The following is a 19,254-nucleotide window of genomic DNA, read 5'->3' on the forward strand; positions in this document are numbered from 1 at the left end:
AGCCGGGGCCACCGACGGTCTCAGCCGGTGACGACCGGGACGCCCGTGCCGGCGGCCAGCAGCTCCTCGAACTGGTCGGGCTCGGTGGTGCAGGCCGCGATCGGGGTGCGCTTGTTGCTGCCGTGGTAGTCGCTGGACCCGGTGCGCAGCAGCCCCAGCCCGGCGGCCAGCGCCCGCAGGTAGGCCCGCTGGTCGGCGGTGTGGTCGGGGTGGTCGACCTCCACGCCGAGCAGCCCGGCGGCGGCCATCTCGGCGATCGCGTCGTCCCCGACGACCCGGCCGCGGGAGGTGGCCAGGCCGTGGGCGAACACCGGCACGCCACCGGCGGCGCGGACCAACCGGATGCCGTCCAGGACGTCGGTGTCGGCCTTCGCCGCGTAGTACGGGCTGCGGTGGTGCAGCACGGTGGCGAACGCGGCGTCGACGGAGTCCACGACACCGGCGTCGACCAGCGCCCGGGCGATGTGCGGCCGGCCGACCACGCCGCCGTCGCTGCGCGCCACGATCTGCGCCCACTCGACCGGGTAGCCGTCGGCGGCCAGCGCGGTCACGATCCGCTCGCCGCGGGTCAGCCGCTCCTCGCGCAGCCGCACCCGTTCCTCGGCGAAGGCCGGGTGCAGCGGGTCGAAGAGGTAGGCGAGCAGGTGCACGCTGATCGGCGGTTCGCCGGCCGGGAAGTACCGGCAGGACAGCTCCATGCCCGGCACGATCGTCAGCCCGGCGGGCCGGGCGGCCGCCGCGGCGGCCCAGCCGGCGGTGGTGTCGTGGTCGGTCAGCGCGACGACGTCCAGCCCGGCCGCGGCCGCGGTGGCGACCAGCTCGGCGGGGCTGTCGGTCCCGTCGGAGACCGCGGAGTGGGTGTGCAGGTCGATGCGCACGGGGTCAGCCTGCCGTACCCGGGCGCCGGCCGGGACGGCGGTCCGAGGCGCTCGCGCCGGCGATCAGGGGGACGGCCGGGTGCGCGGGATCGGCGCCGTGTCGTGCCGCCGTCCCGATGGGAGCGGCGGGCGCGGCGCGTCCTGGGTGGGGGCGCGTCGGGTCGGCGGGTCCTGGGGCGGCGCGTCGTGGGTCGGTGCGTCCGGCACGTCCTCGCCCTGCCCGTCCAGCGAGCCGGTGCCGTCGTCCTCGCCGACCTGGTTGGTGGAGAAGTCGGTGCCGAACATCAGCTGGCTCAGCGTCTTGTAGAGGGTGTCGGCGTGCGGGACGTAGGTGATCTCGTCCAGGCCCTGCTGCTGGCCGGCGGACTCGAACCGGAACGTGCCGTAGCCGAGCAGCTGCCCCCAGAAGGTCTCCTTCCAGGTCAGGTCGGTGATCCGGCGCAGCGGCATCACCGCCACCGTCCGGATGATCACCCCGGAGGTCAGGAGCACCCGGCGGCGGGTGACCAGGAAGTGCCGCACCCACCACTCGCCGACGTGCAGCCCCAGGTAGCCCAGCGCGCCGAGGACGACGACCAGGCCCAGCGTCGTGCTCACCCGGTTGTCCGGGTCCAGCTGCAGCAGCCAGACCCCGACCACCAGCGCCGGGACGCCGCGCAGCGCCGGCCGCGCCAGGACGGCGGGGTGCCGGCGGGTCGCGATGACCGGCGGCTCGTCGGGCAGCAGGTACTTCGCGGCGTCCTTGCCCCAGCGGGGCGCGCGCTGCCGGGGGCCGGACACGGCCGGGCTCAGACCAGCGAGCCCACGAAGGTGGACAGCGACTGGGCCGCGTCACCCAGGGCCGCGCCGGCGCTGCGGACGATGCCGGCCGCGTCGTCGGGCCGCTGGATCACGTAGAAGACCACGAACGCGACGGCCAACCAGGTGAGCACCTTCTTCAGCACGGGTCGCGTTCCTCTCCTCGGGTGCGTCGCAGGACGGAGCACCGGGGTCGACGGCGCACGCGCCACCACGGCCGGGGAGGACCGCAGGCACATGCGTAACAGCTGTCCCACCGGCGGCACCAGCCGCCACGCCGACCGCCGCGGGATCGAGACCGTCAGCGCCCGGGCAGCAGCCGGTCGGTCGGCGGGCCCAGCGGCAGGTCGGGGTACACCCGGTCGCGCAGGTCCAGCAGCTCCAGGTCCTCGGCGAGCAGCCAGGCCGCCGAGGCCGGCCAGGTGACCAGCCACAGCCAGACGCCGTGCGCCTCCCCGACGTAGGCGGCCCGGTCGTCGCCGGTGGGCACCAGCCACAGCGGCGCGCGCTGGCCGGCGGCCTGGATCTCCGCCGTGGACGGCCCGGACACCAGCTCGCCGGGGTCGACGCCGGGCAGCCCCGCGTAGCCGCACCCCAGCCCGGTGCCGGGCTCCTCGGCGACGAGCACCAGGTCGGCGGAGCCGCCCAGCGGGGCCGGTCCGGCGCAGGCGACGACGATGGCCCGGGCGCCCGGCTCACCGCCCCACGCCAGCCCGGTGACCGCCCAGTCGCCCGGCATCGGGTCGGGCACCCAGGCCGGCACCCGCGCGTCGGCGCAGACGGCGGAGATCGCGTCGTGGGCGACCACGACGGTGTGGTGCAGCGGGGTGACCAGCGCGTGCCGGTGGCACCAGCCCTCGGCGGTGGACCCGGGCTTCACCACCAGCGTCTCGCCGCACCGAGGGCACACCGGGGAGACGCTCATGGCCGCTCACCGTCCTGTCCCGGGTGGGGTTCGTCAAGCTCCCGGACCGTACGGGTCGCACGGTGGGTGGGCCAGGTGGGCCAGGTGGCCCTGCTCCCGGCTCCGCTCCCGGCTCCGCTGCCGGGTGGGCCGGCGGCTGCGCTGCCGGTCGCGCCGACGGCCCGGCCGTCAGCCGACGTAGCCTCGGCGCCGTGGTCGGACCCGTGCCGGAGGTGCCGTGCGTCGGCGCGGTCGTGCACGACGCGGCCGGCCGGCTGCTGCTGGTCCGCCGGGGTCACGCGCCCAGCGCCGGCCTGTGGTCGGTGCCCGGCGGCCGGCTGGAGGCCGGTGAGTCCGAGGCCGAGGCCGTCGTCCGGGAGGTGGCCGAGGAGACCGGGCTCACCGTGCGCGCGGACCACGTGGTGGGCCGGGTGCGGGTCGACGGCGACGGTGTCGTCTTCACCGTCACCGACTGGGCGTGCACGCTGCTCGACCCCGCCGAACGGCCGGTGGCCGGCGACGACGCCGCGGACGTGACCTTCGTCGACGCCGGGGGGCTGGCCGCCCTGGAGATGGCCCCGGGCGTGGTGGCGGCGCTGTCCGGCTGGGGCGTGCTGCCGCGCTGAGGGCGCGAGGCACCCGTGCGGGCTCTCGCGCGGATCGGCTCGGGTCCCCGGGGCCGCCGACGCCGGCCGGGGTGCCCGGACAGCTCACCCCTCGCGGGACGGCAGCTGTCCGCCACGGAGCGACGATGACCCGTCTGGACGGGCGCCGATCCTACGATGGGACCGTGCCGCTGCAGTCCGCCCCCGACCTGCCGGCCGTGGCCGAGGTGGTCCGGCTCGGCCCGGCGGCCCGCCTGGTCCGGCTGGCCGCCACCGCCGTCGTGCTCGTGCTCGTCCTCGCCGGGACCGTGTGGGGCGACGACGACGCCTTCCCCTTCGGGCCGTTCCGGATGTACTCGACCCGCGCCGACCCGAACCAGCCGGTGGTGTCCACCCGGGTGGTGGGGCTGACCGCGGCCGGTGCGGAGGTGCGGCTCTCCGGCGGGCAGGTGGGGCTGCGCCGCGCGGAGTTCGAGGGACAGCTGCCGCGGATCGAGGCGGACCCGGCGCTGCTCGGCCTGCTCGCCGAGTCCTACGCCCGGGCCGACCCCGACGCCGAGGAGCTGGTGGAGGTGCAGGTGGTGCAGCGCCGTTTCGAGCTCGTCGACGGCCGGCCCACCGACGTCTTCACCGACCGGGTGGTCGTGGAGTACGACCTCGCGGAGGACGAGTGAGCACCGCCGCGCAGACCCCGCCCGCCGGCCCGGTGGAGACGCCCGAGACCTCGCCCGAGACCGCCGCGGCCGTCCCGGGGACCTCGGCCTGGTGGTTCCGGCCCGTGCCGCTGGCCCGGGTCGCGGTCTTCCGGGTCATCGCCTACCTGTTCATCCCGATCGACGTCTTCCTCACCACCTCGTGGGTCCGCGCGCACGCCGACGTGCCCACCGAGTGGTACGCCCCGCTGCTCGTCGGCCGGCTGCTCGACCTGCCCACGCCCACCCACACCGTGGTGCTGGTCGTGCAGTGGGCGCTGGTGGTCACCGCGGTGCTCGCCGCCACCGGCCGGGCCCCCCGGCTGCTGGGCACGGCCGTCTTCCTGCTCTACGCGGAGTGGATGGTCATCGCGATGAGCTACGGGAAGGTCGACCACGACCGGATCGCCTTCCTGGTGGCGCTGGCCGTGCTGCCCACCGTGGGGGTGGCCCGCTTCCGCGACCGCCGGTCGTCGGAGTCCGCGGGCTTCGCCATGGCCGCGGTGCTCGTGGCCGTGATGCTCACCTACTTCCTGGCCGCCTGGGCCAAGATCCGCTTCGGCGGCTGGGACTGGCCGACCGGCGCCACGCTCAGCCGCGCCATCGTCCGGCGCGGCACCGAGCTGTCCGAGTGGACGCTGGACGTGCCCTACCTGCTGCCGGCCGCGCAGTGGCTGATGATCGCCTTCGAGCTGGCCGCTCCGCTGGTCCTGCTGGTGCGCAGCAACCGGGCGCGGATCGGCCTGGTGGCGTTCCTGCTCGGCTTCCACGTGATGGTCTACGCCGGCGTCGGGATCATCTTCCTGCCGCACTGCGTCGCGATCCTGTCCATCCTGCCGTGGGAACGGCTGACCACTGCCCGGCGCCGGACGGCCCTCGACCCGGCCCCGGCGGCCACCCCGGCGAGCGGCTGAGCCGCTCCTGCTCAGAGCAGCGCCCCGATCCGGGCGGCCATCTCGGTCTCGTGCTGCTGGTAGGCCGAGGCGACGTTGGTCAGCAGCTGGCCCATGCCGGTGAGCGCCTCGCTCACCCCCTGGCTGGACAGCCGCCACTTCTCGTAGAGCTCGCTGAACCGGAGCGCGGCCTGGCTGTCGGTCCACCCCTCCAGCACCGAGGTGTTGATGCTGGTGGACAGCGTCGCGTGCCGGGTGGCCGTGTCGGCCGCCTCGGCCTGGCACTGCCCGGCCATCGTCTGCAGGGTGGCGATCTCGACTCGCATGGCTCCTCCTCGGTGCCGGGGACATCCCGGTCGGGCGGAACGGTAGGGCCGCGGGACCGGGTGGCGCCGCGGCTGTCCACAACCCGCGCCGTCGTCCACAGCTGCCGCTCCGGCGCCCCGCGGGACCGGTCCGGCGCGGCAGCATCGGCCCGTGCCCCCTCCTCCTCCCCGGCCGCCCGGCGCGGCCTCCGCCGTCCGCAGCTGGACGCTCCGGGCGCCCGAGGGCACCGTCGACGTCGAGGTGGCGGCCCCGGACGACGGCACGCTGGCCGACGTCCTGGGCGCTGTCGCCGGAGCCCTCGGGGTGCCGGTCGTCCGGCTCTGGGCCGGCTCGGTGGAGCTCCCGGCGCACACCCCGCTCGCGGTCCCGGAGCTGCGGAACGGGGCGGTCCTCGGGCTGGCCCGGCCCGGCCCGCGGGACACCGGCGGCGGGTCCTCGGGCGCGCTCGAGCTGCACGTCACCGGCGGTCCGGACGCCGGCCGGACCGTGCCGCTGACGCAGGGCGACGTGGTGCTCGGCCGGAGCACCGGCGCGGGCGTGCAGGTCGCCGACCCGGACGTGTCCCGCCGGCACGCGGTCGTCTCCGTCGCCGGCGGGCGGGTCACCGTCGCCGACCCCGGCTCCGCCAACGGCAGCGCGCTCACCGGTCCCGCCGGTCCGCCCGCCGCGCTGGGTCCCGGAGCGGACGACTGGCCGGTGGGCGCCGTCCTCCGGGTCGGCTCGACGAGCCTGCGGCTGACCGGTCCGCGGGGGGCGTCCCTGGAGCAGACGGCCGCCGCCGGAGGCCGGCACCTGGTCCGCCCGCTCCCCGGGACGCCGCGGGCGCCCCGGCCGGTGGCGGTGCGGTTCCCCGCCGAGCCGGCAGAGCCGGGCCGCCGCCGGCTGGGGTGGGCCGCCGTCGCGCTGCCCGCGGTCGGCGGCGTGCTGATGGCCTGGCTGCTGGCCACGCCGCTGTTCCTGTTCTTCGCCCTGCTCAGCCCGCTGGTCGCCGTGGCCGGCTGGTCGTCGGACCGGGTCACCGGCCGGCGCGCGCACCGCCGCGCCGTCGCCGACCACGACCTGGCCCGGGCCCTCGCCGATGCCGAGCTCGCGGACGCCGTGGCCGCCGACCAGGCCCAGCGCGACGAGGACCACCCCGACCTGGCCCGGCTGGCGGCGGCCGCCCGCCGGCGGTGCAGCCCGCTGTGGTCGCGCGCGGCGACGGACCCGGCCGGGCTCACGCTCCGGCTGGGCACCGGCCCCGGGCCGACGGGGGTCACGCGCGTCGAGGCCGACGGGACCCGCACCGCGGCGACCGCGGACGCCGTCCCGGTCTGCGTACCGCTGGGTGGCGGCGGGCTGGGGATCGTCGGGCCCCGCTCCCCCGCCCTGGGCGTCGTCCGGGCGCTGGTCTGCCAGCTGGCGGTGCTCGCCTCCCCGGCCGAGGTCGACCTGGTGCTGGTGTGCCCGCCGGAGCGGACGGCGTCCTGGGCGTGGCTCCGCTGGCTGCCGCACCTGCGCGCCGTGGTGCAGACCGGCACGGCGGCACCGGCGGAGCTGCTGGCACCGGGCCCGGCGACGCGCACCGTGGTGGTCCTGGACGGGCCGGTCGACGGGGCAATCGCCGAGGCGCTGGTCCGGGAGCGCGACCGGCTGCTCCGGCTGGACGTGGCCGGTTCCGAGGCGGGGCTCGCGCTGCCGGCACCGGCGCGCGTCGAGCTGACCGGCGAGACCGGGACCACCGCGCGGCTGCGGGTCCCCGGTGCCGACGACGACCGGCTGCTCACGGTGGACGCGGTGAGCGCCGGCACCGCCGCCGGCATCGCCCGGGACCTCGCGGGGCTCGCCGTCCCCCGCTCCTCCGGTGACCCGCCCGACGCCGCGCACCTGCTCGACCTGCCCACCGCGGGTCTCCGGCTGACCCCGGACGGCGAGGCCGTCGGCGGCTGGGACCGCAGCCGACGACGGCTGGTCGCGGCCCTGGGCGCGGACGCCCGCGGACCCGTCGTCGTCGACCTGGTGGCCGACGGACCGCACGCGCTGGTCGCCGGGACGACGGGGTCGGGCAAGTCGGAGCTGCTGCAGACCCTGGTCGCGGGCCTGGCGCTGCACCACCCGCCGGACCGGTGCAGCTTCCTGCTCGTCGACTACAAGGGCGGGGCGGCCTTCGGGGAGGCGGCCGCGCTGCCGCACACCGTCGGCGTGCTCACCGACCTGGACTCCCAGTCGACCGCCCGGGCGCTCCGCTCCCTGTCGGCCGAGCTGACCCGCCGGGAGCGGCTGCTCGCCGAGCACGGGGCCCGGGACCTGGCCGCGCTGCCCGAGGCCGTGCACGCGAGCCGGCTGGTGATCGTGGTCGACGAGTTCGCCACGCTGGCCGAGGAGCTGCCGGGGTTCGTCAGCGGCCTGGTCGGCATCGCCCAGCGCGGGCGGTCGCTCGGCGTGCACCTGGTGCTGGCGACGCAGCGGCCCGCCGGGGTGGTCAGCCCCGAGATCAGGGCCAACTGCTCGCTGCGCGTCTGCCTGCGCACCACCGACGAGGGCGACTCCCGCGACGTGCTGGGCGACACCGCGTCGGCACGGCTGTCCCCCGACCGGCCCGGCCGGGCCTACCTGCGCGTCGGCTCCGCGGTGCCCGTCCTCCTCCAGGTGGCGCGGGTGTCCGGCACCGCCGCCGCGGGCACCCCGGTCGTCACCGCCCGCCGGCACATCTGGCCGGAGGGAGCGCCGCTGCCGGCCGCGCCACCGGGTCCCGCCAGGGCGACCGACCTGCAGCGGCTGGCGGCTGCGCTGGACCGGCGTGCCCGGACGGCGGGGGCCCGGGCGGTGGACCGCCCGTGGCTGCCGCCGCTGCCCGACCTGCTGCCCGCCGGGTCGCTGGACGACCAGGTCCCCGGCCACCTCCCGACCCGGCTGCCGATCGGCCTGGTCGACCGGCCCGATGCCCAGGCGCAGGTGCCGCTGGAGCTCGACCTCGCCGATGGCGGTGGGTGGCTGGTGGTCGGCGGGCCGGGCAGCGGGCGGACGACGGCGCTGCGCACCGTGCTCACCCAGGCGGTCGGCCGGCTGCCCCCGAGCCGGCTGGACGTGCACGTCCTCGACCACGGTGGCGGCGCCCTGGCCCGCGAGGCGGCGGCGGTGCCGCACTGCGGCACGACCGTCGGCCGCGCGGACGCCCACCGCTGCGTCCGGCTGGTGCACCGGCTGGCCGAGGAGGTCGAACGGCGCCGGCAGGAGGGACCGGTCGACGACCGTCCGCTCCTGCTGGTCCTGGTCGACGGCTACGAGAGCCTGGTCGGGCAGCTGGAGGAGGCGGACCCGGCGACGGGCGGGGCGGACCTGCTGCGGCTGGTGCGCGACGGCGGGGCGGTCGGTGTCACCGTCGTGCTCACCGCCGAACGCGCCCTCCCGGGCAGCCGGGTGGCCGCCGCCGTCCGCACCCGGCTGGTGCTGCCGCTGCCCGACCGGGCCGACTACGCCGTCGCGGGCGTACTGCCCCGCTCCGTGCCCGGGCACCGCCCACCGGGGCGGGCACTGGTCGGTGAGGACGCCGCGGAGTGCCAGCTGGCCCTGCCCGCCCGCCCGGTCCGCCCGCTCCCCGACCCGCCTCGTGCCACCACCGGCGCTGCCGTCGGTCCGCCGCCGCTCCGGGTCGTGGCGCTGCCGGCGGACCCGCTGCTGCCGCTGACCGGGAGAGCGCCCGAGGCCGGAGCGCGGTCGCTCTGGCTGCCCCTGGGGCCGGGCGGTGACGACGGGCACGTCGTCGGTGTGGACCTCGGCCGGATCGGCGGGCTGCTCGTCGTCGGCCCGGCGGGCAGCGGCCGGTCGTCGGCGCTGGCCGCCTTCGCCCGGCACTGCGCGCACGCCGGCGCGGTGGTCCTCCGGCTCGGCGACGGCCCGGGGCGGTTGCCCGCGGGCTCCACCGCGTCCCCGGACGACGGACCCGCCGAGCTCGACCACCGGGACGTCGAGGCGCTGCGGGCGGAGCTGGCGCGGGACCGCGGTGGCCGGCTGGTGGTCGTGGTCGCCGACGACCTGACCACGCTCGCCGACGCGGCCGCCGACGCGCTGGCCACGGTGCCGGGGACCGGGGCACCCGCCCTGGTGCTGGCCTCCGGGACGGCGGCCGACCTGGCCGCGGCGTTCCGCGGTCCGGCGGTCGCGCTGCGCCGCAGCCGGACGGCGCTGCTGCTCCGCCCGGTCCCCGGGGACGCCGAGCTGCTCGGGCTGCGGACCCCGCGCACACCGCTGCCCGCCCGTCCTGGCTCCGGGTGGCTGGTCACCGCCGGCGACTCGGTGCGGGTCCAGGTCGCGCGGCACCGGCAGGACGGCCCGGGATGAGCGGGCCGTCGCCGCGCGGTGCGGCCGGCGGGTCAGAGCAGGTCGAGAGCGGGGCCGATCTCCTGGGTGGCGTACCAGGCCAGCTCGTGCCCCTCGGCCTGGTCGACCCGGAACTGGGCGTCCTCGCTGCCGAGGTCGGCCTCCAGCACGACGTTGACCGCGGCGCGCACGTCCGCCTCGGCCTCGGCGACGTCGATGTGCGCGCTGGCGACGTCGGCCAGCGCCACGTCCACCGTCGTGCGGGCCGCGCCGGCGTCGGCGGCGTCGTCCTCGATGGGGGTCACCGAGTCGTCCGGGACGTCCGCGGCCAGCACCACCCGCCGGCGCGCGGCCGACGGGTCGTTGTCGATCAGCCGGAGGCTGGCGCGGGCGGCGGCGATCAGGGCGGCGTACTCCAGCTCCTCGTCACCGTCGCTGAGCTCGTAGAAGCCCCGCAGCTGCGGCGTGACCGTGAAGACCGTCAGCGGTCCGGTCAGTCGGCCCTGGTCGAGCAACCGTTCCAGCACGGTCGTCGTGGCCGGCAGGTACACGCGCACCCGGTTCGCCTCCCTCACTCGTCGGACAGCGACCGTAACGTCCGCGGCCCGCGCTTCTTCCCTGCCGGCCGGGCGCGGGCACCCTCAGGAGGCGAGCTCGACCAGGTAGGCGACCTCCTGCTCGATCAGGTCGGCCAGCGCGTCGACGTCGCTCACGCTGTCCCGGTCGGCGTTGAGGCCGAAGTAGACCGTGCCGTCGTAGCTGGTGAGGCCGATGGCGAGCCCCTGGCCGCGCACCAGCGGCACCACGGGGAAGACCTCCACGACCCGGGCCCCGCCGGCGTACAGCGGCACCTGCGGACCGGGCACGTTGGTGACCACGAGGTTGAACAGCCGCCGGGACAGCCCGCTGGCGGCCCGGGCGCCGAGCGCGTGCAGCGTCGGGGGCGCGAACCCGGACAGCGCGCTGAGCGTGTCCGCGCCGACGGACTGGCTCCGCGGGGCGAGTCCGCGCATGGCGAAGCTGATCCTGGCCAGCCGCACCCGCGGGTTGGGCTCCCCCACCGGCAGGTCGACCAGGAAGGACCGCACCTCGTTGGCCGCCGCGTCGTCCTCTCCGCGCACCGAGACCGGCACCAGCGCCCGCACCGAGGTGCTCCCTACGACGGGCTCGCCCCGGGACAGCAGCCACTCGCGCAGCGCGCCGGTCATCGACGTGAGCAGGACGTCGTTGACCGTGCCGCCCAGCGCCTTCCGGACCACCCGCAGGTCCTCCAGCGACGCGCGGGCCACCGCCACCCGCCGCTGCCGGCCGATCGGGGCGTTGAGCGGGCTGACCGGCGCCGGCGACACCGCCGTGCGGGCGACCGCCGCGACCAGGCCACCGGCGACGCCGGCCCAGCGGGCGGCCGTGGCGCGCAGGTCACCGGCCGCGGTCCGCGCCGTGTCCAGCACCGCCGAGGGCCGCTGCAGGTAGTCCTCCAGCGCCTCCCAGACCAGCGCGGCCGACCCGGGCGGACGGCGCGGGCGCCACTCCTCGGGGGTCCCGGGCACCGGGCGGACCGTGTCCCGCTCCGGGTCGAGGATGACCTGCCCGATGTCGATCGCACCGAGCCCGTCGACCAGCGCCGGGTGGGTCTTGGTCACCACCGCCGTGCGGTCCCCGGCCAGCCCCTCGACCAGGTACATCTCCCACAGCGGGCGGTTGTGGTCCAGCGGTCGGGCGGTGAGCCGCGCGACCAGGTCGAGCAGCTGCTCCCCGGTGCCCGGCCGGGGCAGCGCCGAACGGCGCACGTGGTAGCTGATGTCGAAGTCCGGGTCGTCCACCCAGGCCGGGTTGGCCAGGTGCCCGGGGACCTCGACGACCCGCTGCCGGTAGCGGGGCACCAGCGGCAGGCGGCTGCGGACGAGCTCGATCAGCGCCTCGTGGTCCAGCCCCGCCCCGCCGGGGCAGGCGTCGAGCACGATGACCCCGCCGACGTGCATCGGCGTGCCCGGCTCCTCCAGGTACAGGAAGGAGGCGTCCAGCGCGGTGAGCCGTTCGACCACGGTGACCTCCCTCACTGACGGCTGCCCCACGCTACGACGGCCCGGCGCGGCGGCACACGCCGCCCCTCCCCGGCGTGGGCCTCAGCGGCGCCGGCGGCCCCGCGCGCCCGTGGGCACGGGCACCCCGCAGAGCTCGGCGGCCAGCGTCCGCAGCCCGGTGCGCAGCGGCGAGTGCGGTGCCGCCTCGGCGAGCGTGCGCCCACCGGCCAGCGCAGCGTCCGTCGCCCGGCGGTCCGCGGGGAGGAACGTCCGCACCCCGCGACCGGCGAAGCGCTCCAGCGCGTCGGCGATCTCCTGCCGGGCGTCGCCGGGCACCGGGCCGCGCCGCACCTGGTTGACCACCACGACCGGCTCCACGTCGGGCAGCACCTCGCGGAGCGCGGCGAGCGCCCGGACCGTGCGCTGCAGCGCCACCGGGTCCGCGCCGCTCACGCACAGCACCTCGTCGGCGGACTCCAGCACCGCCAGCGTCGCCCCGTTGCGCCGGGGCGCCGCCGTGTCGAAGGACAGCTCCTCGTCCTCCTCGACGCAGAACCCGCAGTCCACCACGGTCAGCGCCGCGAACCGGCGGGCCTCCTCGAGCACGGCAGCCATCGCCTGGGGCCGCAGCTCGGGCCAGCGGTCGGCCCGGGCCAGGCCGGTGAGCACGCGCAGGTGCGGCCCGACCGCCCACGCCAGCCGGGTCAGGGCGGGGAGGTCCAGCGTGCCGGCGGCGGCCTGCCGGGTTGCGGCGGCCACCCCCGGGGACTCGTCGAGCAGCCCCAGCACCTGGGCCACCACCCCGCCGTAGACGTCGGCGTCCACCAGGAGAGCGGACACCTCCAGGCGGGCCGCCTCGTCTGCGATCCCGACGGCCACCGTGGTGCGGCCGGGTGCGCCGGTGGGTCCCCACACCGCGACCACCCGTCCCGGGCCGGCCGGGCGGCCCGACGCCTCCGGGGGAAGCCCCAGCACCGGCAGTGCGGCGCGCGGGTCGGCGACGTCGTGCCCGGCCGGCGGGGCCCCGGACACCGCGTCCCGCAGCGCCCGCGCGATCTCCTCCGGGAGGGCGTCCGCCGGCAGCACCCGCAGCACACCCAGCTGGCGCAGCCGCGCTGCAGCGGCCGTGTCACCGGGCTCCACCAGCCCGACGACGGCGACCCCGGCCGCGGTCAGCCGGGCCACCGCGGCCGCGTCCAGCCGGCGCAGCTCGGCCGACAGCAACGCCGCCTGACCGGTGCCGGTACCGGCCGCGGCGAGCAGGTCGGCGACGTCCACGCACCGGCGCACCACGGTCACCCCGTGGTCCTCGCGGTCCAGCGCACCGACGAGCTCGGACTCCCACGCCGCACCGGTGACCGCGGTGAAGACCTGCAGCGCCATCAGCCGGTGGGTCCCGCCGGGACGACGCCGGCCGGTGCGCCGCCCACGGCCCCGCCCGCAGTCCCGCCCGCAGTCCCGCCCTCGTCGACGGCCGCGTCCTCGTCGACGGAGTCCCGGACGACGACGACCAGGCCCCGGCCGCCGATCGCGCCGAGCACGCCGGCGGCGTCCTCGGCGGCGACGGCCACCACGACCTGCACGGTCGTCGTCGCCGTGGACAGCACCCCGTCGCCGCGGCCGGTCACCGCCTGCACCGGGGCGGCGGACACGACCAGGTCGACGTCCCCACCGGTCTGCCCGGTCGCCCCCACCGCGGGGTCGGCCACCGCGTACACGTCGACCACCTGCCCGCGCGCCAGCCCCGGCGGCACGTACCCCGCCTGCACCGGCAGCGCGAGCTGCACCCGGCCCGTCGCCTCCTCGAGGACAGAGCGCGGCAGCAGCTCGCCGGCGCGGACCGCCCGGCCCAGCACCCGCCCCGCCGGCTGCGTGCTCGTGGCCAGGTACTGCCCGGCGACGTCGTCCAGCCGGACCTGCACCGCGACCAGGTCGTCCTCAGCGAGCACGGTGCCGGCCGCCAGGTCACCGGCGGCCGACCAGACCGGGACGGTCGCGTCCGCGGCGGTGACCACCCGCGCCCCCAGCAGCACCGAGGCCAGCACCAGCAGGACCCCGAGCACCAGCCGCAGGTCCAGCCATCGCGGCGGGCGCACCCGGCGCGGGGCCGGCCCGCCGGTCGGGGCGTCGGTGCGGCCGGCGACCGGGGCCGCGGTGGTCGCACTCATCGGTCGCTCATCCTCGCCCCGTCCGTGCCCCCGTCGGCGCGCGCACGCGTCACCGCCGCCGCCCGGCTCGGGCGCGGAGGGAGATCATGACCGAGGGACGCACCGCTGCGCAGCGGTCGTCCACACCTTCGGGTGGGGCGGCCGGACGCCGGTCCGCCGGCTGCCACACTGGCGGGCACCTCAGACGGGAGAGACCGACCCCATGGCCACCCAGCGCTTCCTGACCCTCGACGACGTCGCGGAGGTCCTCAACGTCTCCTGGTCGCAGGCCTACGCGCTGGTGCGGCGCAAGGAGCTGATCGCCATCCAGATCGGCGGCCGGGGCCAGTGGCGCGTGGAGAAGGACGAGCTGGAGCGCTTCATCCAGCAGAAGTACGCCGAGGCCCGGGCGTCCGTGGCGGAGCCGGTGCCCGACGACGCCGAGGCCGACTCCCCCAGCTGACCGGCCCCGCCCCCAGGCGGGCGCCGGCGGGGACGGCCCGGCTCAGCCGACCGCCGGCAGCGCGGTCCGGACGGCGACCACCGCGGTCAGCGGCACCGCACGCACCGCGGTCACCGCAGCCCGCCGGCGCGGCTGGTCGAGCGGGTGCTCGGCCAGCTCCACGAAGTCCGCACCCACCCGGTCGACGGTGCCGGTCAGCGCGCCGCCGTCGGTGAGCAGGCAGCTGACCGCCGCCCGGTCCCGGGACAGCCCCCGCAGTGCGCGGCGGAGGTCCAGCCGCCGGGCCACCTCGCCCGGCCCCGGCCCCGATGCCGGCGCGGTCGCCGAGGTCAGCCCGCCGACCGCGGTGACCTGCGCCGTCGCCACGAGCAGCTCCCGCCCCTGACCGTCTGCCAGCAGCAGCCAGTCGACCCCCACGTCGACCAGCCGTCCGGCCAGCGGGGTGCCGGGGCAGCGCAGCGACAGCTCGTGGCCGACGGCCCCGCGGAGCCGGTCGGCGAGCAGCACCCGGCCGTGCTCGGCGCGGGTCCGCGACGGCTCCTCGGCCTGCTCGAGGGCGGCCTCCTGCTCCGCGACCTGCGCCTCGAGGTCGGCGAAGAGCTGCTCCCACCGCATGCGGGCAGGCTATCCCGTCCACAGGTCCATGCGTTTGGTTGCGTTTGCTTGCGTTGGTGGTGTTTCGTCACAGCGGAGGAGGTGAGGTCGTGTCGCTGCGACGCTGGGCCGGGACCACGGTCGTGATGGCCGCCGGGGGCTGGCTGCTGTGGGTGCTGGGGCCGACGCTGCCCGAGCTCCGGACTGCCGCCGCCGACCCCCAGGGGCTGGTCGACCGGGCCGGTGCCGACGCCCTGCTGCTCGCGGTCGTGCCGGCGCTGGCCTGGCTGTGCTGGGCCTGGGGTGCCGTCGGCCTGCTGCTCACGGTCGCTTCCACGGTGCCCGGCGGCGCCGGCCGGCTCGCCGGCGTGCTGCTCACGGTGGTGCTACCCGCCGGTGCGCGCCGGGCCGCCGCCCTCGCCCTCGGCGTCGGGCTGGCCACGACGGCACCCGCGCTCGTCGCGGCTCCGCTCGTGGTCCCGGTGACCGCCTCGGCTCCCACCGACGTCGGCACCGGAGCCGAGGTCGGCGACGTGGTCCCGGTCGACTGGCCGGGCGCCCCGCTTGCGCAGGTGGTCCCGGACTGGCCGCAGGTCGGCCCGGACGACCACGTCGTGGTGCGCGGCGACTGCCTCTGGGACATCGCCGCTCGCCGGCTGGCCTTGGCCGACCCGGGCGGTGCGGTCACCGCTGCCGACGTCCGGCAGGCCGTCCAGGACTGGTGGCAGGCCAACGCCGCCGTCATCGGCCCCGACCCCGACCTGCTGCTGCCCGGTCAGGTGCTCCGACCACCCGGCTGACGCCGGCCCCGTCCGACCCGCTCACCCCCGACCCGCCGTCGGGCACCGCCGAGGAGACCCCGCATGTCCGCACCCCCGCACCTCGCCCACCCAGCGGCCCACCCAGCAGCCCAGCCCGTCGCACCGGCGCCGTCCCGGCCCCGGCTGCAGCTGGTCGTCGTCCGGACGCCCGGCCCGCCACCGGTCGACGAGCGCGAGCCGGTCCGGCTGCTGGTGCCCGGCCGCCGCACCCGGCGGCCGGCTCCCCCGCCCGGGCCACGCCCGCGGCTCGACGTGCCGGTCGCGGCGGAGGACGCCGGGTTCGGGCCGACCTGGACCAGGCGCGCCGACCTGCCCGACGCGCAGGCCGCCGGACGACGGCTGGTGACGCTGACCCTGGAGGCCTTCGCCGGGCGCCGGCCGGTCGCCCAGCTGCGGCCGCTGGTCACCCCGGGGCTGTTCGCGGCGCTGAGCGAGCGGCGGCGGCCGGGCTGGTGCACCGAGGGCACCGCGCCGCTGCTGGTCAGCTCGGTGCGGGTCAGCGAACCGGTGGACGGCGTGGCCGAGGTCAGCGCGGTGGCCCGGCGGTCCGGCCGCGCGCACGCGGTGGCCGCCCGGCTGGAGGGCATCGACGGCCGCTGGCGGTGCACCGCGCTGCAGATCGGCTGACGAGCCGGGACGACGAGCGGGGACGACGAGCGGGGACGACGAGCGGGGACGACGACGCCCCGCCGACCAGCTGGTCGGCGGGGCGTCGTCGTGCGTCAGCGGCTTACGCGCCGGCGGCGCCGTGGCACTGCTTGAACTTCTTGCCCGACCCGCACGGGCACGGCGCGTTGCGGGGGGTCTCCTTGGTGCCGGTGATGGTCGCCGACTTGGCCGCCTTGGCCTTGCCGCCGTCCTTGGCCGAGGAGTCCAGGCTGGGCGCGCTGTAGCTGAGCGGGGTCTGCTTTGGCGCCTCCAGCCCCTTCACCGCGAGCTCCGGACCGGTCCCGGTACCCGAGGACGCCGGCGCCGTCTCCGCCGGGGCGGGAGCGGCCGCGGCCGCCGCGGGGGCGGGCTGGCGGGTGCGCCGGGCCGAGCTGGTCGTCCCGCCGGCCGGCGCCGCCGCCGGAGCAGCGGGAGCCGTCTGCGTGGTCGGAGCCGCCGGGGCAGCGGGAGCCACCGGGGCAGCGCCGTTGCCGTTCGACCCCGGGGTGACCGTCGGAGCAGCGGCCCCGGCGGCCGCGGCTTGGGCAGCGGCCTGGGCTGCCGCCTGGCGGGCCAGCACCGCCTGGGTGCCGGCCTGGGCGCGGGCGAGCGCCTCGGCCTCCGCGGCGGCCTGCTTCTCGGCCGCCTCGGCTGCCTGCTGCTCCTTGGTCTTCACCTCGAGGTTGAACAGGAAGCCGACGGACTCCTCCTTGATGCCGTCGAGCATCGCGTTGAACATGTCGTAGCCCTCGCGCTGGTACTCCACGACCGGGTCGCGGTTGGCCATCGCGCGCAGGTGGATGCCGGCCCGCAGGTAGTCCATCTCGTACAGGTGCTCGCGCCACTTGCGGTCCAGCACCGACAGCAGCACGCGGCGCTCCAGCTCGCGCATGACCTCCGACCCGAGAGTCTCCTCGCGGGTCTCGTACGCGGCGTGCACGTCGTCGAGCAGCTCCTGCTCGAGCACGTCGGCGGTCAGCGCCGACTGGTCACCGTCGGCCACCCGGTCGAGCATCTCCTGCTGGTCCAGGCCCACCGGGTACAGCGCCTTGAGCCCGGTCCACAGCTTGTCCAGGTCCCAGTCCTCGGCGTACCCGGCCTCGGTCGCGCCCTTGACGTAGGCGCTCAGCACGTCGTCGACCATGCCCTTGACCTGCACGTGCAGGTCCTCGCCGTCGAGCACCTTGCGGCGCTCGTCGTAGATGACGGTGCGCTGCCGGTTGAGCACCTCGTCGTACTTGAGGACGTCCTTGCGGATCTCGTGGTTCTGCTGCTCGACCTGGGTCTGCGCCGAGCGGATCGCCCGGCTGACCATCTTGGACTCGATCGGCTGGTCGTCGGGCACCCGCAGGGTGGTCATCATCGACTCGAGCATCGGGCCGTTGAAGCGCCGCATCAGGTCGTCGCCCAGCGACAGGTAGAACCGGGACTCGCCCGGGTCGCCCTGCCGGCCGGACCGGCCGCGCAGCTGGTTGTCGATCCGCCGGCTCTCGTGCCGCTCGGTGCCCAGCACGTACAGCCCGCCGGCCTCGGTCACCTGGTCGTGCTCGGCCTTGACCTGGGCCTTGGCCGTGGCGACCGCGTCGTCCCAGGCCGCCTCGTACTCCTCCGGCGTCTCCGTCGGGGACAGCCCCTGCTCGCGCAGCGCCTCCTCGGCGATGAACTCGACGTTGCCACCGAGCTGGATGTCGGTGCCGCGGCCGGCCATGTTGGTGGCCACCGTGACCCCGCCCAGCCGCCCGGCCATCGCGATGATCGCGGCCTCCCGCGCGTGGTTCTTGGCGTTGAGCACCTCGTGCGGGATGCCGCGCTTGAGCAGGTACTTGCTCAGCAGCTCGGACTTCTCCACGCTCGCGGTGCCCACGAGCACCGGCTGGCCGGCCTCGTGCCGCTCGGCGATGTCCTCGACGACGGCGTCGAACTTCGCCTTCTCCGTCTTGAAGATGACGTCGGCGCGGTCCTCGCGGACCATCGGCCGGTTCGTCGGGATCGGGACGACGCCCAGCTTGTAGGTCTGGGAGAGCTCGGCGGCCTCGGTCTGGGCCGTGCCGGTCATCCCCGACAGCTTGGTGTAGAGCCGGAAGTAGTTCTGCAGGGTGATCGTGGCGAGGGTCTGGTTCTCGTCCTTGATCTGCACCTTCTCCTTGGCCTCGATGGCCTGGTGCATGCCCTCGTTGTAGCGGCGGCCGGACAGCACGCGGCCGGTGAACTCGTCGACGATGAGCACCTCGCCGTTGGTGACGATGTACTGCTGGTCCTTCTTGAACAGCTCCTTGGCCTTGAGGGCGTTGTTCAGGTAGCCGATCAGCGGGGTGTTGACCGCCTCGTAGAGGTTGTCGATGCCGAGCTGGTCCTCGACGAACTCGACGCCCTCCTCGGTGACGGCGACGGTCCGCTTGGACTCCTCGACCTCGTAGTGCCGGTCGCGCTTCATCAGCGGGACGATGCGGGCGAACTCGCCGTACCACCGGGCGCTGGTCTCGGCCGGACCGCTGATGATCAGCGGGGTGCGGGCCTCGTCGATGAGGATCGAGTCGACCTCGTCGACGATGGCGAACGCGTGCCCGCGCTGCACCAGGTCGGCCTTGCTCCACGCCATGTTGTCGCGGAGGTAGTCGAAGCCGAACTCGTTGTTCGTGCCGTGGGTGATGTCGGCGGCGTACTGCTCGCGCCGCAGCGGCGGGGCCTGGCCGGAGACGATCGTGCCGACGGACAGGCCCAGGAACCGCTGCACCCGGCCCATCCACTCCGCGTCGCGCTGGGCCAGGTAGTCGTTGGTGGTGACCACGTGGACGCCGTCGCCGGACAGCGCGTTCAGGTAGGCCGGCAGCACACCGGTCAGGGTCTTGCCCTCACCGGTCTTCATCTCGGAGATGTTGCCGAGGTGCAGCGCCGCACCGCCCATCAGCTGCACGCGGTAGTGCCGCTGGCCCAGCGTGCGGGTCGCCGCCTCGCGGACCACCGCGAACGCCTCGGGCAGCAGCAGGTCGAGGGTCTCCCCGTCGCCGTACCGCTCCTTGAACTCGTCGGTCTTCGCGCGCAGCTCGGCGTCGGTCAGATCGGTGACGTCGGGCTCCAGGGCCTCGACGGCGTCGGCGATCTTCGACAGCCGCCGGACGATCTTGCCCTCACCGGCACGCAGGATCTTGTTGAACACCACG

General features: G+C 76.7%; 18 protein-coding genes. 7 read left to right on the forward strand and 11 right to left on the reverse strand.

What is annotated here, in order from left to right; translation table 11 throughout:
- Positions 1-20: 20 nt before the first annotated feature.
- The 4 genes from HL054_RS15730 to HL054_RS15745 form a co-directional block, all read right to left on the reverse strand.
- Positions 21-878, reverse strand: coding sequence for a PHP domain-containing protein (locus tag HL054_RS15730; protein WP_369139951.1), 858 nt, complete (start codon positions 876-878; stop codon positions 21-23).
- A 63-nt stretch (positions 879-941) separates the two neighbouring features.
- Positions 942-1,658 (reverse strand): PH domain-containing protein, encoded by a 717-nt coding sequence (locus HL054_RS15735; RefSeq protein ID WP_369139952.1) that lies wholly within the window; start codon positions 1,656-1,658, stop codon positions 942-944.
- Between the two features lie 8 nt (positions 1,659-1,666).
- Complete coding sequence (locus HL054_RS15740; RefSeq protein ID WP_014742606.1) at positions 1,667-1,822, reverse strand: hypothetical protein; 156 nt, start codon at positions 1,820-1,822, stop codon at positions 1,667-1,669.
- A 155-nt stretch (positions 1,823-1,977) separates the two neighbouring features.
- The gene (locus tag HL054_RS15745) at positions 1,978-2,601 is read right to left on the reverse strand and encodes a DUF6758 family protein (RefSeq protein WP_369139953.1); all 624 of its coding nucleotides are present in this window, start codon (positions 2,599-2,601) and stop codon (positions 1,978-1,980) included.
- A gap of 191 nt (positions 2,602-2,792) precedes the next feature.
- On the opposite strand from HL054_RS15745, the gene HL054_RS15750 reads away from it, so the two are divergent.
- The 3 genes from HL054_RS15750 to HL054_RS15760 all read left to right on the forward strand — a co-directional run bounded on the left by HL054_RS15750 (position 2,793) and on the right by HL054_RS15760 (position 4,791).
- Positions 2,793-3,206: an NUDIX domain-containing protein gene (locus tag HL054_RS15750; RefSeq protein ID WP_369139954.1), complete on the forward strand. Its 414-nt coding sequence runs from the start codon at positions 2,793-2,795 to the stop codon at positions 3,204-3,206.
- A 164-nt stretch (positions 3,207-3,370) separates the two neighbouring features.
- Positions 3,371-3,859, forward strand: a complete 489-nt coding sequence (locus tag HL054_RS15755; RefSeq protein ID WP_369139955.1) for a hypothetical protein — start codon at positions 3,371-3,373, stop codon at positions 3,857-3,859.
- Positions 3,856-4,791, forward strand: coding sequence for an MFS transporter permease (locus HL054_RS15760; RefSeq protein WP_369139956.1), 936 nt, complete (start codon positions 3,856-3,858; stop codon positions 4,789-4,791). Before HL054_RS15755 ends, HL054_RS15760 begins: the two co-directional genes overlap by 4 nt.
- A gap of 11 nt (positions 4,792-4,802) precedes the next feature.
- On the opposite strand, the gene HL054_RS15765 is transcribed toward HL054_RS15760, so the two are convergent.
- Positions 4,803-5,096, reverse strand: coding sequence for a WXG100 family type VII secretion target (locus tag HL054_RS15765; RefSeq protein ID WP_369139957.1), 294 nt, complete (start codon positions 5,094-5,096; stop codon positions 4,803-4,805).
- Positions 5,097-5,247: 151 nt separating this feature from the next.
- Between HL054_RS15765 and HL054_RS15770 the strand changes: the two genes are divergently transcribed.
- Entirely contained in the window at positions 5,248-9,417 is a 4,170-nt protein-coding gene (locus tag HL054_RS15770) for an FtsK/SpoIIIE domain-containing protein (protein ID WP_369139958.1), read from the forward strand.
- Positions 9,418-9,449: 32 nt separating this feature from the next.
- Here HL054_RS15770 and HL054_RS15775 read toward each other — a convergent pair whose 3' ends face one another.
- From HL054_RS15775 to HL054_RS15790, 4 genes are all read right to left on the reverse strand, one after another.
- The gene (locus HL054_RS15775) at positions 9,450-9,971 is read right to left on the reverse strand and encodes a DUF6912 family protein (RefSeq protein ID WP_369139959.1); all 522 of its coding nucleotides are present in this window, start codon (positions 9,969-9,971) and stop codon (positions 9,450-9,452) included.
- 66 nt (positions 9,972-10,037) lie between these two features.
- On the reverse strand, positions 10,038-11,456 hold the full coding sequence (locus HL054_RS15780) for a WS/DGAT/MGAT family O-acyltransferase (RefSeq protein ID WP_369139960.1): 1,419 nt from the start codon (positions 11,454-11,456) through the stop codon (positions 10,038-10,040).
- A 66-nt stretch (positions 11,457-11,522) separates the two neighbouring features.
- Positions 11,523-12,803, reverse strand: a complete 1,281-nt coding sequence (locus HL054_RS15785) for an AAA family ATPase (RefSeq protein ID WP_369139961.1) — start codon at positions 12,801-12,803, stop codon at positions 11,523-11,525.
- Positions 12,803-13,588, reverse strand: coding sequence for an SAF domain-containing protein (locus HL054_RS15790; RefSeq protein WP_369139962.1), 786 nt, complete (start codon positions 13,586-13,588; stop codon positions 12,803-12,805). Before HL054_RS15790 ends, HL054_RS15785 begins: the two co-directional genes overlap by 1 nt.
- A gap of 202 nt (positions 13,589-13,790) precedes the next feature.
- Here HL054_RS15790 and HL054_RS15795 point away from each other — a divergent pair, with 202 nt between their 5' ends.
- Positions 13,791-14,030: a helix-turn-helix domain-containing protein gene (locus HL054_RS15795; protein WP_369139963.1), complete on the forward strand. Its 240-nt coding sequence runs from the start codon at positions 13,791-13,793 to the stop codon at positions 14,028-14,030.
- A 42-nt stretch (positions 14,031-14,072) separates the two neighbouring features.
- On the opposite strand, the gene HL054_RS15800 is transcribed toward HL054_RS15795, so the two are convergent.
- Positions 14,073-14,645 (reverse strand): hypothetical protein, encoded by a 573-nt coding sequence (locus tag HL054_RS15800; RefSeq protein ID WP_369139964.1) that lies wholly within the window; start codon positions 14,643-14,645, stop codon positions 14,073-14,075.
- Positions 14,646-14,734: 89 nt separating this feature from the next.
- On the opposite strand from HL054_RS15800, the gene HL054_RS15805 reads away from it, so the two are divergent.
- Together HL054_RS15805 and HL054_RS15810 are read left to right on the forward strand one after the other, a co-directional pair.
- Entirely contained in the window at positions 14,735-15,424 is a 690-nt protein-coding gene (locus HL054_RS15805) for a LysM peptidoglycan-binding domain-containing protein (protein WP_369139965.1), read from the forward strand.
- A 63-nt stretch (positions 15,425-15,487) separates the two neighbouring features.
- On the forward strand, positions 15,488-16,072 hold the full coding sequence (locus tag HL054_RS15810) for an Rv3235 family protein (RefSeq protein WP_369139966.1): 585 nt from the start codon (positions 15,488-15,490) through the stop codon (positions 16,070-16,072).
- Positions 16,073-16,175: 103 nt separating this feature from the next.
- On the opposite strand, the gene secA is transcribed toward HL054_RS15810, so the two are convergent.
- Positions 16,176-19,253 carry a preprotein translocase subunit SecA gene (gene secA / locus HL054_RS15815; protein ID WP_369139967.1) on the reverse strand — a complete coding sequence of 1,026 codons (3,078 nt, stop codon included), beginning with the start codon at positions 19,251-19,253 and terminating at the stop codon, positions 16,176-16,178.
- Position 19,254: the final 1 nt, after the last annotated feature.

The organism is Modestobacter versicolor (assembly GCF_041028285.1).
Lineage (GTDB): Bacteria > Actinomycetota > Actinomycetes > Mycobacteriales > Geodermatophilaceae > Modestobacter > Modestobacter versicolor_A.